The organism is Terrimicrobium sacchariphilum (assembly GCF_001613545.1).
In the GTDB taxonomy this organism is placed as follows: Bacteria; Verrucomicrobiota; Verrucomicrobiia; order Chthoniobacterales; family Terrimicrobiaceae; genus Terrimicrobium; species Terrimicrobium sacchariphilum.
Genome location: NZ_BDCO01000002.1, coordinates 2,127,015 through 2,142,172, shown reverse-complemented (window position 1 = coordinate 2,142,172; position 15,158 = coordinate 2,127,015). Strand labels below are relative to the sequence as shown.

Genomic DNA, 15,158 nt, shown 5'->3' with positions numbered 1-15,158 from the left:
CTATCGTTCCGGCCAGCGTCGGATCGCCACATCCAGCACGAATCCGACGAGTGCCAGCAGCGCCAGGAGCGGCCACAGCTCTTCCTCGAGCGAGGCCTTGCGATCTTTTCTGGTAAATACGGTCTTCGGGTCTGGATCGATCATGCCTCCAGTCTCGGAGGCCAGACCCGAGAGAAACTCGCGATCCGGGGGATCAAAGAGGAACTCCTTCGAGTAGCCCCGTGAATAGGTAAAGAAGCGAGAATCCACCGGCTGCCCGTCACGAGCCAGCAGCATCTGGGCGGAGTAGATGCCTTTGAGTGGAGCGGCAAAGGTCGTCTCCCAGCGGCCCGGCAGGGTTTTCTCCAATGGTAGCTCGCGAGCCTTGCCGTCGGGATCAGCCAGGCGGATCGACCCAGTCAGGCCGCTCGGGAATCCCTCCACAGGATCGAGCGCATCGACGGTGACGTGTACCGTTCCGTCTTTTTCCTTGATCGCGACCTCAGACAATCCCAGAGATTCCGGTCGGCTGAGACGCCTCAGGAGCTGCGCCCAGAACTTGCCAAACCCGTTCCAGCGCAGCCACTCGACCGCCCAGCGATTGCGGGCGTCGGAGGTGAAGGCAGCCGTGGTGCCGAGTCCATAACGCCAGGTGGTCAGCAGCGGATCACCCCGCTCGGTGACCAGCCAGGTTTCCGAAGTCGGCTTTGGTTTGGTCCGCACATAACCGAGCAGAAACGGCGTGTCGTTCCAAGGCACGCCCTCGAGAAAATCGACCGCACGCACCGGCTTGGCCAGAAAGGGAAACTCCTGGATGGCCGACTTTGACGCGGTCATCGTCTCCTTGGTGAAAATCTGCGGTACCGCCGAGGGATCGTTCGTTTCGTAATACCGTCCCCCACCCCATTGTGCGATCTGCGAGAGCAGTTCGGTATCCGCACCCTCGCCCACTGCGACAGTACTCACCGTGATGCCGCCTTGAGACATCTGGTTGGTAAGTTCGTAGAATGGTCCCTCTTCCGACATTCCATCCGTGAGCAGGATCACATGCTTCAGTTTGGCGCTGCTCCCGGAAAGCTGACGCAAGGCCTCCTCCATCGCCGGTGCCATATTGGTTCCTCCCGCAGACTCGATGGATGCGATTTGCGTTGCGACGCTGCTGTTTCCGGCGGATTGCAACGGCACGACCGGATAGCACTCGCTATCAAACGCGATGACGCTCACGTAGTCTTTCGGACCGAGCAGTTCCGCGCTCGCCTTGGCTGCCGCCTTGGCCATCTCGATCTTCTCTCCCTGCATGCTTCCACTTCGATCGATCACCAGCGCGAGAGCGAGCGAAGGAGCTTCCTCCTCACGCTGGAAGTCACAACTGACAGGCAGCACATCCTCAACCGGGGTACGGTAATACCCGCCAAGTCCATAGGCCTGGTCGCCGCCCAGCATGAGCAACCCGCCACCGAAATCGCGCACATAGGAATGGAGCAGATCCATCTGCTGGCGGGACAAATCGGAGGCAGGGACATTGTCGATGACGAGGGTATCGTAATTCTGAATATCGCTCATCTGAGAGGGCATTCCCTGCCCTGGCCGCACGCTCAGTTCGATCCCCTCCTGCCGCAATGCCCATTCCAGGTACCTCGCCGATTCCGGGCGATCAGTCACGAGCAACACTTTCGCCGCTCCCTCCGAAATCACAGCCGCTCCCAGTTGGTTGTTCTCCGCAATGGAGTCCTGCGCCGAGCGCACTCCCACCTCGTAGTGAAGCAACTTCTCGCGATCGGCCCGATCCTCAAAACGCACATCGTTGGGACCACTCTTCAAGTCGACTTTGCGCGTGGCGATACGCACTCCGTTTCGGAACAGATCGACGTCGGCGGAGCCTGGACGATTTGTCTGCACGGTCGCCGTTATCTGCATCGGCTCGTTCGTCCTCACGGAGGCAGGCGCATTCACTTCGCGCACCAAAACCTCGGGCCGATCGGGCGGAGCCACGGGTACTGCGTGCATCCGGATCGCCTTCTCTTTGAGAAGAGATCCCAGCTTGTCATCCCCTCCCGTCGCCACGCCATCGGAAAAAACCACCACCGACTTGACCCGTCCCGGGCGGAAATTCGCCGCCGCCAGCGATAGCGCTGTATCGAACCGGGTTTCCGACGGGCGCACGTCGCCAGGGTCGGCTTTTTTCAGCTCGTCGATCCCACGGAAGATCCTCCCGCCTCCGGCAAACCCCATCCAGACGACATCGGCGCCGGCAAAATCCGCCTCGCGGGCAAACTTTTCCGCGGCCTCCACCGCCTTGCCGTCGACACTCCGGCTCTCATCCACCAGCAGGATAACCTCCTCGCGATCCGAGAGGCGCACCCACCTCGGCTCACTGAGGGCGAAAACAAGCAGCACGACCAGCACGCTGCGAATGATGACAGTCGCCAGTCTGCGTCTGCCCCGTAACGGCGCGATGGATCGCACATGCACCCACCAGACGATCGGCACGAGCAAAAGCAGAAACAACCAGGCAGGGCGAAGAATCTCGAAGCTCAATCGGTCAACCTCCGGCTGTAGAAAAACCACTCCAACACCAGAACCACGACACCAGCCAGCAGTACCAGCCACCAGCCCGGAAAGACGGGCAGGGCGCTTCCCTGCGCGGATTGAAAATTCTCCGCCGGAGCCACAGGCCGCAGTTCAGATTCCACCCGTCCAGGCAGCACGGCCATGGCCTTGCCTCCTCCCGACTCGTCGCGGAGGGACTGGAGAAGGTTGCTGACGAAGATCGGGAACGCCGTACGCAGGGGCAGGTCGGACTTTGCGGGATCGAATCCGATGACCATCCACTTTGCCCGTTCATCCCATTGGCCGAAAATAAGGGGGTTCCCCAGACTGGCTGCGAGCACCTTGGCACCTGGGGAAGGCTTCCACTGCCCCGCCTCCTCAATCACGACGGAACCGAGGTTGGCGTGACTCGCGAGAGCGGACTTCTTGTCGAGATCGGTCACCGGCGTGTCCTTTAGGCTCCCCTCCAGTTTTCCCCACAGCCCGCTGGTCGTCGGATTGACCAGCAGTACCGGCGTGGATGGGAAACGCTCCTCCGGGCCATGCGAGCCGCTGCCAATGATCAAATCCGTGCCATCTGGAGCCTTGAGAGGAAACATCAGGACGCGCGAAGTCTGCACGAGAGGGATGGATTCCAGCAGAGCCTCCATATAAGGGTCCGGCGGTCCCGCCAGCAGCACACGCAACGACCGCAAAGGAGCGAGTTCGCAAGACGCCTGGTTATCGATCGGCAGCGCATCGCCCTCTGCGACCTGGAGGGTCGCCGCAAAGGTGGAGCCAGACTCTGTGCTACCCCGCCAGCTTTTTTTCCATGGCAGCCCCGGCTCGCACTTTACCTCCACGCGATCCATCGGCATGCCATCCCGTCGCATCTCCAGCGTACCAGTGAAAGCAGCCGGGGACACCACCTCGGCATCGAGTTGCCAATCTCCTGGAGAAACCGGGGAGCGCCTTACGGCCAGCAGGGTGATGCCGGCATTCTCCGCCTTGTCGTTGCGGTCGCCGCGCAGAACGAGATCGGGCTTCACCGCATCTCGAGCGACCTCGGGCCAGACGGAATCCGAGTAGACCTCGATGCGGGCATTTTCCCGTACCACAGTCAACTCGCGGGCGAGGTCGAGGGCGGCCCGAGGATCCGTACCCGTCCGGAGTTCCTCAACCCCAGCCATTGCCTCGCGAAGGGTCCGCTTGCTCGCTGTCCAGCCGCTAAGAATCCGAGGTGGAGTTTCCGCGCTGAGGATCGCCATCTCATCCTGGACACGCAGCCGGGAGATCGCCTCATCGAGCCGGGCGCGGGCGGTCTGCCATCGGGTTGCCTTGCCGTCGACCGCCTGCATGCTGGCCGAGGGATCAAAGACCGCTACAGTGCGTTGCGCGGCCCGCTTTTCCCAATCAAAGGCCGGGCGGCAAATGGCCAGTACCACGAGCAGGAGAATCAAAAGCTGCAGCAGGAGGGATAGCCAGCGTCGAAGCTTCCTCCACAGCGGACTGTTCTCGATCTTGGGTTTGATCTGTTGCCAGAAAAGAAGCGTGCTGACCTGCCGACGACGCTGGCGCGTCTTCAGCAGATAAAACCCAATGATCGGAAGGCCGAGAAGCGACAACCAGAGAGCGGCGGGAAAAAGCAGGCTCATCCGATGAATCCTCCCTCCAGCAGCGAGCGCCGCAGCACGTCCACGGCCGGCTCCGAGGCATCCGCTCGCAGATGAGCCACGCCGTGACGGCGGCAGTATTCCTTCAACCGCCCCTCATACGCGATCACCGCCTCGCGGTAGGCGGCAGCCACCGCACGATCGACGATCATCGCCTTGACCTCTCCGGTCTCGACTTCCTCGTACTCGTATTCGCCCAGCTCCCCTGCCTCCCCCTCGTCGCGATGACGTATCTGCACAATGCCGATGTCGTGGCGGGCATAACGCAGGCGGTCCAAGGCATTGAAAGCATCGTCCGGATCGGCGCCCCATGCGTCGGTGACCCAGATTACCAGGCCTCGCCGGGGACGACTGGCCAGCCAGCGACCTACCGTGTCCGCCAGCCCGCACGGCCCGGGGTTTGTGGTGCAGGATTCCAGGTGCCTCAGGAGGCGCAAAAACCGCGCCCGCCCACGACTCGGCGACCATGGTGTCTGGGCGTGCGGACCAATCATCGCCACGCCCGCCCGATCCAGGTTGGCCAGAGCGAGATACGCCAGGCCAGCCACAATCTGACGGGCAGGGTCAAATTTTTGCGGAGCACCCCAGGCCATCGATGCCGTACAATCGAGCAGGAGATGCACATGCAGATCCTCCTCTTCCTCAAAAAGCTTGAGCAGGAGATGACGATTGCGAGCGTAGACGTTCCAGTCGATCGCGCGAATGTCATCGCCGGGAGAAAACTGACGATAATCCGCAAACTCCAACCCGGCCCCTTGCTTCACGCTACGCCGCTCCGCGCGCATGCGACCACGCGAGATCTGGCGCGCGAGCAGGTGCAGTCCCTCCAGTTGCTTGAGGAAATCCGCCGGGAAAAGTTCAGCCACGATCCGGGGGAAACAAACTAGCTCGCCTCGCGTGCCCAGGCGGCACGACATTCGCTCACCACACCGTCAAGGATGCGGTCGGCCGTGAGTCCATCGGCCTGCGCCTCAAAGTTCAGCATCATGCGATGCCTCAGGATCGGGTGCGCCACCGAGATGAGATCCTCGGATGCAACATGGAAACGTCCCGCCAGAGCCGCCGCAATCTTGGCTGCGGCAATACAAGCCTGGCCGGCACGCGGACTAGCGCCGTACCGGACATAGCGCTTCACCTCGGTCGTCGCATAGGGCGACTCCGGATGCGTCGCCATGACCAGACGCACAGCTCGCTGGCGCATGGTGGCCGTGGCTGGCACAGAGGCTGCCACGGCACGCATCTCGAGGAGTTCCTGCCCGGAGAGAACGGGAGTCACCGCCTCTTTCGTGCCGGATGTGGTCAACTCCAGGATGCGGGCAAACTCCTCCTCCGCCGGATACGGCACGATGAGTTGGAAGAAGAAACGGTCCATCTGCGCCTCCGGCAGCGGGTAGGTTCCCTCCATCTCCAGAGGATTCTGGGTCGCAAGAACAAAGAAGGGCTGAGGCAGGTGCCTAGTCTCCCCTCCCACCGTGACATGCCCCTCCTGCATCGCCTCGAGCAGGGCAGACTGGGTCTTGGGAGTGGCGCGGTTGATCTCATCGCCGAGCAGGACATTGGAAAAGATCGGACCGGCCTCAAAGCGAAACTGATGATGGCCCCGCCCGTCATCGACGAGCAGCGTGGTGCCGAGGAGATCCGACGGCATCAGGTCCGGCGTGAATTGCACACGCTGAAACTTCAAGTGCAGCGCGGATGCGATCGTTTTGACGAGCAGCGTCTTGCCTAACCCCGGCACTCCTTCCAGCAACACATGCCCACCCGCCACGACAGCCATCAGCGTATAACGAACGATTTCGTCCTGCCCCACCACGGCTTTTTGAATGGCGCTTTGCATGGTGGCGAAACGATGCTGGAGCAGGGCGATCTGCTCCTCGGGGGACACTTTAGGCTCTTCGATCATGGATTCTGGCTTTCGGCAACTGGTCGGATTTTTTCGAAATACGCTCGGATCACCTGGCGATAAGCCAGGGGAAGATTTTCGTCGGCGACCGCCTTTTGCGAAAGCTCCACGTAATCGGAAAAGGCCGCTTTGCGTCCGCCATTGACCGCCCCCCCCGCACCGGAGGCCGAGGAGCTTACCGTCACCTCCGTCTCACCGTCCGTCATCGTTCCCGAGACTTGCTCTTGCACGCCTGCGCTGGCGAGTTCGGTGGGCGTGCCTCTGGGATCACCCGCCGCCCCGCGACCGGCCTTGTTTCCCCCGGGTTTGCTGCCGGGCTTCAGACACGATTGGCAAAGCGACTGGCAAAAGGAATCCTTGGGCTCCTCGCCTCGCAACCTCCTGCGCAAAGTTTCCATCTGCTTTTTCCCGAGGCGCGATGCCAGTCCCCTCCCCTGCCTCGAACACTCCTGGAGATACTGCTCCTGGAGTTTCTGTAATGGCGCCTGCAAATCCGAGTTTGCCACCGATCCCGATTGCGCGAGTTGCGAGAGCTTGTTCAGGGCGTCAGACAAGCTCTGGTTGCCCCGGTTCGCAGCCTTTTTTGCCTCGGTCTGAAGCATCTCGGAAGCAGCTGCGTCACGCTTCACCTCCGTTTTTCCGGTTGGATCCTTGGCGAGCTTTTCCCTCAATTTCTCAGCCTCGGTCGCCGCCTGCTCGTAATTCTGGTTGCGCAAAGCCGCACTCATCGCGCCCGCGCCGGCAAATGACTCCATTGCGTCGGCGATCCCGCCGGCTTGCGCGGAGATGCTGTCCTTGTCGATTTCGGCCTGGAGCGAGTTGAGTTGCTGATCGAGGCGGTCCATGGCGAGCATGGCGACCATGGGATCACCCTGTTTCAGCGCTTCCCGGATTTTCTCCGCCTCGGCAAAGAGCTTCTTCAGTTCCGGATCATCAGTCTTTTCGGCAAATTCCTTCCAGTCTTTCAGCAATTCCTCACCCGCGGCGAGGCGTTCCTCCTGGGCTGCCGCCTCCCGGGCGACTCGTTCATTATCCTGCTGAAGCCGAAAGCCCCCCAGCCAAACGGTCAATCCTGTCGCAATCCCGGCTGCGATCAGCGCTCCGACCCCTCGACGCGACAGCCGGACTGGCCAGGCCTCTCGAAGATTGAGCCTTGTCAGATACTCCTCGAGCTTCTGCCACGTGGCCGCCCTCCACGGCTCGCTTTTCTGCTCCTCATTCAACTCGCTGAGGGTCAGCAAATCATCCGGCAGGCGAAGCACGGCATCGGCACGCTTCACCAAAGTCCCCAAGCCGGGCTTCCGAAGCAATTTGAGGACCACCACGCCAACTCCAAGCAACCAGACGCCCCCGAGCACGCCCAACGCGATCAATATCCCGAACCGCGAAAGTGCAATAAAAGCGAGCACCGCGCCAAGCAGGAGTGACACTCCGCAAATCGCCACACTCCACCACGCGATGGCAGCCACGACACGCTCAAGACACCAGCGTCGTTCCAGCCGTGCTTTTTGCGGAATCCGGGAAGGGAGCATTCGCCTCTTCAGATAGGGAGAGAGCCAGACTTGGTCAAGCGCAGGACATTTTGACAAAGGAGACCATCTCTAAGCATTCGAGATGAAGACTTGAGAACGGCTGAGACTAAACGTTCATTCCAGGACAATCCTCCTCCGCAGGCCGGTCACGAAACAGGACTTCAGTCTCTGGCGAATCCACCGCATTCCCTCGACCGCAAACTCCCCCGCCATACCTCGGCAGTATCGTACCAGCATGCCGAAAGGCCGTGACTTTCGCGGCCTCTGAACTCCTTCACCCGGGAGGAAGACACCCGCGCCCAAACACTCCAAAAACATCCTCACGACCCTACCTGATGAAATTCACAACTCACCCCGTCGGATAGCGGTCTATGAGCTTTCGATGCGACATAGAGACTATTAGCTATATCGGATTTACACCGCTTTGTACGCCCCCCATATGCCAGTATACGGGTGACCACGTATGACTGGACAGGTTTCGCGCCTGCCCACGAGCAACCGCGCCGAGGGTTCGCATTGTGGTGCAGTCTGTACATTGCTTTTGCCATCCAGCGGAATCGTAGCCGTAAATCCCGGTCCGTCCGCTGAGGAAAGATTGTCAGCGCGAAATCCCCGGCTAGGCTGCGGTCTCACTAAAAGGGGATGAATACCGGAGAAACACCCGATATCCCGGATGATCTTACGCATCGCGTGCTTCGCCATCTCCTGCCCGCGATCTCGATCGCATTTCTCCTTAATTACCTTGATCGATTTAACATCTCCTTCGCCGGACTTCAGATGGAGGAGTCACTGGGCCTTTCACCAGTCGGCTTTGGCTGGGCAGGGTCGTGCTTTGCCATCGGATATCTTCTGTTTCAGATCCCGGCCAATATCGGCCTCATGCGCATCGGCGCACGGCGTTGGCTCGGGATCCTCGCCATCGGATGGGGGCTGATTGTCTGCCTCACGGGGCTGGTTCGTACGCCGACCGAGCTCTATGCCGCGCGGTTCCTGCTTGGGGCGGTCGAGGCTGGATTTGTCCCGGCCATCGTACTTTATCTCTCCTGGTGGTTCCCTACGCGGATGCGGACCCAGACTGTGGCCATCTACGGCCAGGGCGTCCCGATTGCAGGAATCATAGGCGGACCGCTGGCGGGTTGGCTGATGACTGTCTTTGCCACGCCAGCCGAATCCGAAAGCTGGCGGGCCCTCATGTTTTGCGAAGGTGCACCGTCAATCCTGGTTGGCCTGTGGATGCTCGCAACTTTGCCGAATGCCCCACGCGAGGCCCGCTGGCTGTCGGAAACGGAGGCGGCCGAGATTGCTGCCGCATCGACCCTGGCCGGAGCCTCTCCTCGACCAGTGGATCGGGCACAGATACTCATCACTCTTCGGTCACCAGCCGTCTGGCGATTGTGCGTCACGTATTTTCTACTCGTAGGCGGGACGTTCGGGATCGTGCTCTGGCTGCCTCAGTTTCTGCGCCGGCCCGGCTGGGAGAGCCCGCAGGTTATCGGCTGGATCAGCGCGATTCCGTGGGCATTCGGATCAGTCTCCATCGTCGTGGCGAGTCGTATGGCCGACCGCTCGCGTGATTTCGGGCGCGTGGCCGCGATCTCCGCAGTCTCCGCTGCTGTGGCGTTCGGTCTCGCCGGCATCGTGCAGGATCGATGGCTGGTCCTCAGTCTCATGACCATCGCCACTGCGTCGATGCTGTCGCTCTCCGTGACGTTCTGGGGGTTGCCTCCCGAGGTCCTGGCTGGAGAAAAGGCGGCTGTGGGAATCCCTCTCGTAAATGCCGCCGGATTTGCCGGAGCGTTGATCAGCCCGGTCGCCATCGGCTGGATCGCCCAATCACTCGGGAGCCTGAGCGGCGGTATTATCCTCAGCGGGGTCTTTCTCGCCGGCTGCGCAGTGGCGCTGATCGGTTGGCGACGGGAGTTCCGAGTCCCGTATCCTAGAACGTAATGCCGGTCTCAAATCCGACCACTACCGCCGTCGGGTAGCTTCCCGCCGCGCCCGGATTCACCAGGACCTGAACGTCCGGCGTGACATAAGCCCAAGGTGTAATCGAGATCGAATAGGCAAACTCCAGCGCCATTTCGTTGGTGGGGCCGGGATTGCCCACGGACTGCTCCAGTCGCTTCAGATCCTCGCTGAAAAACGCGCAGGAAAACGCCACGCCGCATTGATCGCGTTCCCGCCCGGGAACCAGCCCTTGATAGAACGCTCCACCCATGAAGAACCACGGCACGTAATTGCGATCCGGCGGGAAATAGGTCACCGATCCAAAGAGAGTCAGCCCCTCCTGCCCTCCCGTGCCGCCGGGCTCCCGGTAAACCATCTGGCTCGCAGTCGCGTACATCCCCCAGTTTCCCCAGACCTGATCGCCTGACTGAAAGTCATCATATGGCGCGGTGGAGATAATGCCTCCGATCTTGTAGGCTCCCGGGTTTCCGCCGAACCACGTCTCCGGACCGGTGGAGGAAAGCTGCGATTCCTTTCCGTCGGACGCCACATTGTAGGTGCCCGTATACATGCCAAGCTCCATGATCTCGATCGTCCCCGATCGCGGACGCATCGAGAAATCGCACCCGTGAGCGCTATTGATCTCCAGCGAGGTATCGGCGCTGAACACCCCGGCGAGAAAATACGCATACTCGACCGGCTGTACATTCACCAACGCGCCCCACCGCGCGGAATTCGTTCCCGTAAAAGCTACGTCATTGGAGATGGCTCCGGGATAGCCACTCATCGAAGCATTCATAAACAGTGACGACTGCGGGATGTGGGCAAAAGTGTTGTTCAAGACCAACCGTCCCGCCGACACCTGGAACTTATCATCAAAGCCCTCCCAACTTAGGCTAAGCTGCCCCAGGCGAAAGCTGCGATTGGCTTCGGAGACAGGACTCATCAGCGGCGTGGAACCCACGATATCGGCGATGAAACTTCCGTCGGTCTGCCGGGCGGAAATGGAGATCGACCAACCCTCCAGGCCGATCAGCTTGCCCAGGTCCAGGATGGCGCTCATGAAGAAAACATCCGTGTAGGCCGCGCCCTGCGACTTGCCGCCCAGCACACCGCCCATGACTGATCCTGTATACGTGCCCGCCAGCGTCACGCCATGCTCCAGCGCCCACAGCCGAAAGCCGAAAATCGCCCCCAGCGCCTGCGGCTGATCGAGCCAGTTCTTTTGCAAATAGTCCTCCGGCGACATGTTCCACTGAAACATGAAGGTCGTCTGCTCACCTCGAAACGGCCCCACCCTTCCCGTGCGGCCATCCGCCGCGATCTGAGCCCCGGCGTTGTCCGACAATATCAAGGCTAACGCAACGAGAGCCGCGCGAAATCTCTCACGCAGCATATACCGGACGCCGATCCCAAGGCTCCTCGCGCACATCTCCGGAAGACTCCTAGGCTGGACTGGAAATTTGACAATTCCAAACGAGACTGGATTTTCCGCTGTTCTGGAGAAACTATCTCCCTTGTGAAAACTTGGGTGGTTTATGCCATTATCTCGATGGTTTTTGCGGGCCTGACCTCGGTGATCGCCAAGATGGGCCTCTCGGGAATTTCTGGTGAACTTGGCCTGGCGATCCGGACCTGCTTTGTCTTTGCCATCGTCCTGGGCTTTGCCTTCGTCGTCGTGCCCGCCCAACAACTCGCGACGGTGACTCGCGACAATCTCTTCTGGCTCGGCGTCTCCGGTGTAACGACCTCACTTTCGTGGATCTTCTATTACAAGGCGCTCAAGGATGGCCAGGTCTCCACTATCGCCCTGATCGACAAGGGCAGCATGGTCATTGCCGTGGTCTGCGCCTACTTCATCCTGAAGGAACAGATCACCTGGCGGACCATCCTCGGAGGGTCGCTTATGCTCTCGGGACTGCTCGTTATCGCGAAACGCTAACCGTCTTCATTCGGCGGCCACTCAAAGCCATCGAGTTCCTTGGGCAGAACGGTCGGATCGCTCGGGTAAATCAGTGAAAGATCCATCTGGGACTTTGATCCCTGGAGAAACTCCAGTTCCTCGGGTGCGCCGAAGATCAGCCACAGCACCTCCTCGTCCGTGTCGTTGAAGGGCTGCCGGATCAACTCGGGAGGAACCCACACGCCGCCATATTTCGGTACGGTCACGGTATCATCCCCGATGCGCATCCTACCCGTTCCTTCCAGGACGAAATAAAACTCCTCGGCCCGGATGTGCTTGTGCAGCGTGTTGGCACTCTTGGGCGGCATGCGCCAGAGACGCGCCCCCATCTTTTCACTCCCGGTACGCTCGAGGTAATCGGCGTTCGGGACTTTCATCATATTCGATGGACGCCAGGTGAGATCTTCCGGCGTGATGAGATGATAACCGGCGGGCATAAGCGCATTATCCCGCCGGTTAGGCAGAAAGGCAATTCCCGGGACGATTACAGTCCGCTCATTTTTTCCATCTCTTCTGTGTAGCGGTTGCCGAGCACCGGCACCCGCGCGGCAGCCGCTGTGATTTCGGCCACGTCTTCAGCACTGAGCGTCAGCGAGACCGCACCGATATTTTCCTCGAGGCGATCCAGCCTCGTCGTACCGGGAATCGGAACGATCCAGGGCCTCTGCGCCAGCAGCCAGCCGAGGGCGATCTGTGCGGGAGTGGCGCGGTGCTTCGTCGCAAACTTGCCCAACAATCTCACGAGTGCCTGGTTTGCCTCGATGGCTTCGGGGGTGAATCTGGGCAGGCGGGTACGGACATCCTTGCTGCCAAATGTGGCCGTCGTAATTGTCCCCGTGAGGAATCCTCGTCCCAGCGGGCTGTAGGGCACGAACCCAATTCCCAGGTCCTCGAGCAGTGGCAGGATTTCCTGCTCCGGCCCCCGCGTCCAGAGCGAGTATTCGCTTTGCAAAGCTGTCACCGGCTGAACGGCGTGAGCACGGCGGATCGTCCCCGCCCCAGCCTCGGACAGACCGAAGTGCTTCACCTTGCCTTGCGCGATCAGATCCTTGACTGTTCCCGCCACATCCTCGATCGGGACATTCGGGTCGACGCGATGCTGGTACAGGAGGTCGATGGTATCCACGCGGAGCCGTTTCAGACATCCGTCCACGGCCCGTCGAATTTGCTCGGGGCGGCTATTGACGCCCGGCATCGCCTTCATTTCCCGGAGGTCGGCATTCGGATCAAGGTCCCAGCCAAACTTGGTGGCAATGATGACCTGATCACGCACCGGCTCGAGCGCTTCGCCGACCAGATCCTCGTTCAGGTAGGGGCCGTAGACTTCCGCCGTGTCAAAGAAGGTGACACCGCGATCCACCGCGCCACGCAGGACGCCGATCATTTCATTCCGGTCCTTCGGCGGATCATAAAAGAAGCTCATTCCCATGCAGCCGAGGCCGATGGCGGAGACTTCCAGATTACTGTTTCCCAGAGTGCGTTTTTTCATAGTGCTGTCGCGCGTATTGGCGCGTCCTTTCAGTCGCGAGACGAGTTGAGAGACCTCCACTGGCCCGGGGACGTTCCCTCCCAGAGCTGGAAGGCCCGGAAGAAGGAATTTGTATCCTCGTAGCCGAGGAGGTGCGCCGCCTCGGTGAGTTCCACCGTGCTTTGCCTGAGATAGTGGTGAGCGAGCTCGCGACGAGTATCCTCCACCACTTGTTGAAATGAGATGCCTGCCTCGGTGAGGCGGCGCTGCAAGGTCCGCACGCTCATGCCGAGCTGACGGGCGATATCGCCCAGCACGGGACGTTTCCCGGCGAGCGAACGCTTAACCGTTTGTTTGACCTGATCCCCCACGGAAGCCCCGGCCTTCCACTCGCGGAACTCCGCCTCCATCTGCTCGCCCACCACTTTCAGCAGGTCGGCATTGTGGGTGACAAAGGGGCGGTCAAGATCGCTGGCGCGAAAGATGACCGCATTGCGGGCGGCATTGAATCGAACACGGCAGCCGAAATGCGCCTCCAGCGTCTCGCGGTGCTGCAATGAGCGGGTGAGTTCCAACCGGATCGGCCGTGCCTGCCCCTCCGTGCCGCGCCGACCGATCGAGCAAATCCATGAGAGGCACAAATCCACCAGCGTGCCCGGCTCCTCCTGGTCGGCCTCGAGAAAGAGAAACTCCACTGCCGCCTCGCCGCCTTCCTGCTGGATGCGGATCATCTCCGGGCAGGTGATTTGCTTATACCGGGAGAGCCTCTGCAGCGCATCGCGAAACGACTGGCTGCACAGGGCGGTGAGAGCCGCCGCATTGAACCTCTCCACCCGCTCCTCCGTGCCAAGCCTCAATCCGATGCACGGGTCTCCGCTGGTCTCCCCCACCGCCCGCCAGAGCGAGAACAGCTCGTCGGTTGTGAGATAGATCCGCTCCTGCTGGAACAGGTCTGCTGGCAGGCTGGCGCGCTGGAGGACGGCCCCCAGCGCGAGTCCATGCTCGCTCAATCGATCCGCGAGGATGTTGGAAACCCGGAAGCGATTACTCATGCCTTCAGCGACGCCATGTCGATGACGAAGCGATAGCGCACGTCCTGCTTGAGCAGGCGCTCCCATGCCTCGTTAACCTTCTGGATTGGGATGATCTCGATGTCCGAGGTGATTCCCTTTTCGGCGCAGAAATCCAGCATCTCCTGGGTCTCCGCGATGCCGCCGATACCGGAACCGGCAAAGTTGCGACGAGGCATGATGACGTTGAAGGCAGCCACCGGCAGCGGATGCTCCGGTACCCCGACCAGCGTGAGCGTGCCATCGAGTTTTACCAGTGAGAGATAGGCATTGATGTCATGCTGGGCCGAGACCGTATCGAGGATGAAGTCAAAACTCGCGGTGTGCTTTGCCATGGCGTCAGCGTCCTTTGATACGACCACCTCATCCGCACCGAGACGCAGACCGTCTTCGATCTTGCCCGGTGAGGTGGTGAAGAGCACGACATGCGCTCCGAAAGCGTGGGCGAACTTCACGCCCATGTGCCCCAGCCCACCGAGGCCGACGATGCCGACCTTCTGGCCCGGCCCCACCTTCCAATGGCGCAATGGCGAGTAGGTCGTAATGCCCGCGCAGAGCAACGGCGCGGTCGCGGCGAGGTCGAGACCCTCCGGTACGCGAAGCACAAAATCCTGATCGACCACGATGCGGTCGGAATAACCGCCGAAGGTCGGTCCGCCAAGATGGTGATCCTCGCTATTGTAGGTAAATGTCGCGATGTTCTGGCAATACTGCTCCAGACCCGACTTGCAGCTCGGGCACTCGCGACAGGAGTCCACCATGCATCCGACCGCGCTCAGGTCGCCGGCTTTGAACTTCGTCACCTTCTCGCCGACTCGCACAACGCGACCGACGATCTCATGACCCGGCACGCAAGGGTAAATCGTGTTGTGCCATTCGTTGCGGGCCTGATGCAGGTCCGAGTGACAGACTCCGCAGTAGAGAATGTCGATCTCGACATCGAGCGGACCGGGGTCCCGGCGGTTGATGGGAAAGGGAGCGAGGGTGGAAGCGGCGTCTTGGGCCGCATACGCGCGGACATTCGTGTTAGCCATGGACACACCATAGCTTCGCCTGGCCTTTTCTCACTTGCAAATCACGCCAATCAACTCGCA

The 15,158-nt window shown here is 60.7% G+C and carries 12 protein-coding genes; 2 read left to right on the top strand and 10 right to left on the bottom strand.

Translation table 11 applies throughout. The annotated features are described in order from the left end of the window. The 5 genes from TSACC_RS10085 to TSACC_RS10065 are packed head-to-tail and all read right to left on the bottom strand — an operon-like array spanning position 1 to position 7,616. Complete coding sequence (locus TSACC_RS10085; protein ID WP_237763939.1) at positions 1 to 2,487, bottom strand: VWA domain-containing protein; 2,487 nt, start codon at positions 2,485 to 2,487, stop codon at positions 1 to 3. A gap of 26 nt (positions 2,488 to 2,513) precedes the next feature. After that, a complete protein-coding gene (locus tag TSACC_RS10080; protein ID WP_075079179.1) occupies positions 2,514 to 4,163 on the bottom strand; it encodes a vWA domain-containing protein in 1,650 nt (549 codons plus the stop codon). After that, the gene (locus TSACC_RS10075; protein WP_075079178.1) at positions 4,160 to 5,047 is read right to left on the bottom strand and encodes a DUF58 domain-containing protein; all 888 of its coding nucleotides are present in this window, start codon (positions 5,045 to 5,047) and stop codon (positions 4,160 to 4,162) included. The genes TSACC_RS10080 and TSACC_RS10075 overlap by 4 nt, the downstream gene beginning before the upstream one ends. Positions 5,048 to 5,064: 17 nt before the next feature. Further along, on the bottom strand, positions 5,065 to 6,084 hold the full coding sequence (locus tag TSACC_RS10070; RefSeq protein WP_075079177.1) for an AAA family ATPase: 1,020 nt from the start codon (positions 6,082 to 6,084) through the stop codon (positions 5,065 to 5,067). Continuing rightward, positions 6,081 to 7,616: a coiled-coil domain-containing protein gene (locus TSACC_RS10065; protein ID WP_153811382.1), complete on the bottom strand. Its 1,536-nt coding sequence runs from the start codon at positions 7,614 to 7,616 to the stop codon at positions 6,081 to 6,083. Before TSACC_RS10065 ends, TSACC_RS10070 begins: the two co-directional genes overlap by 4 nt. Positions 7,617 to 8,258: 642 nt before the next feature. Here TSACC_RS10065 and TSACC_RS10060 point away from each other — a divergent pair. Further along, positions 8,259 to 9,563 (top strand): MFS transporter, encoded by a 1,305-nt coding sequence (locus TSACC_RS10060; RefSeq protein WP_075079175.1) that lies wholly within the window; start codon positions 8,259 to 8,261, stop codon positions 9,561 to 9,563. Here the strand turns inward: TSACC_RS10060 and TSACC_RS10055 are convergent. After that, positions 9,553 to 10,959, bottom strand: coding sequence for a carbohydrate porin (locus TSACC_RS10055; protein ID WP_237763938.1), 1,407 nt, complete (start codon positions 10,957 to 10,959; stop codon positions 9,553 to 9,555). The genes TSACC_RS10060 and TSACC_RS10055 overlap by 11 nt on opposite strands. Positions 10,960 to 11,082: 123 nt before the next feature. On the opposite strand from TSACC_RS10055, the gene TSACC_RS10050 reads away from it, so the two are divergent. Beyond that, entirely contained in the window at positions 11,083 to 11,505 is a 423-nt protein-coding gene (locus TSACC_RS10050) for an EamA family transporter (protein WP_075079173.1), read from the top strand. On the opposite strand, the gene TSACC_RS10045 is transcribed toward TSACC_RS10050, so the two are convergent. The 4 genes from TSACC_RS10045 to TSACC_RS10030 are packed head-to-tail and all read right to left on the bottom strand — an operon-like array spanning position 11,502 to position 15,098. Beyond that, positions 11,502 to 11,963 (bottom strand): cupin domain-containing protein, encoded by a 462-nt coding sequence (locus TSACC_RS10045; protein ID WP_075079172.1) that lies wholly within the window; start codon positions 11,961 to 11,963, stop codon positions 11,502 to 11,504. The genes TSACC_RS10050 and TSACC_RS10045 overlap by 4 nt on opposite strands. A 47-nt stretch (positions 11,964 to 12,010) precedes the next feature. Continuing rightward, positions 12,011 to 13,015 carry an aldo/keto reductase gene (locus tag TSACC_RS10040; RefSeq protein WP_075079171.1) on the bottom strand — a complete coding sequence of 335 codons (1,005 nt, stop codon included), beginning with the start codon at positions 13,013 to 13,015 and terminating at the stop codon, positions 12,011 to 12,013. Positions 13,016 to 13,044: 29 nt separating this feature from the next. After that, positions 13,045 to 14,046 (bottom strand): AraC family transcriptional regulator, encoded by a 1,002-nt coding sequence (locus TSACC_RS21815; protein ID WP_075079170.1) that lies wholly within the window; start codon positions 14,044 to 14,046, stop codon positions 13,045 to 13,047. Next, complete coding sequence (locus tag TSACC_RS10030) at positions 14,043 to 15,098, bottom strand: NAD(P)-dependent alcohol dehydrogenase (RefSeq protein ID WP_075079169.1); 1,056 nt, start codon at positions 15,096 to 15,098, stop codon at positions 14,043 to 14,045. Before TSACC_RS10030 ends, TSACC_RS21815 begins: the two co-directional genes overlap by 4 nt. Positions 15,099 to 15,158 lie beyond the last annotated feature (60 nt).

Excerpts from the sequence above, each read along its gene's own strand:
- TSACC_RS10070 (WP_075079177.1), bottom strand. The coding sequence starts at position 6,084 with ATGATCGAAGAGCCTAAAGTGTCCCCCGAGGAGCAGATCGCCCTGCTC.
- TSACC_RS10065 (WP_153811382.1), bottom strand. The coding sequence starts at position 7,616 with ATGCTCCCTTCCCGGATTCCGCAAAAAGCACGGCTGGAACGACGCTGG.
- TSACC_RS21815 (WP_075079170.1), bottom strand. The coding sequence starts at position 14,046 with ATGAGTAATCGCTTCCGGGTTTCCAACATCCTCGCGGATCGATTGAGC.
- TSACC_RS10060 (WP_075079175.1), top strand. The coding sequence starts at position 8,259 with ATGAATACCGGAGAAACACCCGATATCCCGGATGATCTTACGCATCGC.
- TSACC_RS10030 (WP_075079169.1), bottom strand. The coding sequence starts at position 15,098 with ATGGCTAACACGAATGTCCGCGCGTATGCGGCCCAAGACGCCGCTTCC.
- TSACC_RS10055 (WP_237763938.1), bottom strand. The coding sequence starts at position 10,959 with ATGCTGCGTGAGAGATTTCGCGCGGCTCTCGTTGCGTTAGCCTTGATA.
- TSACC_RS10045 (WP_075079172.1), bottom strand. The coding sequence starts at position 11,963 with ATGCCCGCCGGTTATCATCTCATCACGCCGGAAGATCTCACCTGGCGT.
- TSACC_RS10080 (WP_075079179.1), bottom strand. The coding sequence starts at position 4,163 with ATGAGCCTGCTTTTTCCCGCCGCTCTCTGGTTGTCGCTTCTCGGCCTT.
- TSACC_RS10040 (WP_075079171.1), bottom strand. The coding sequence starts at position 13,015 with ATGAAAAAACGCACTCTGGGAAACAGTAATCTGGAAGTCTCCGCCATC.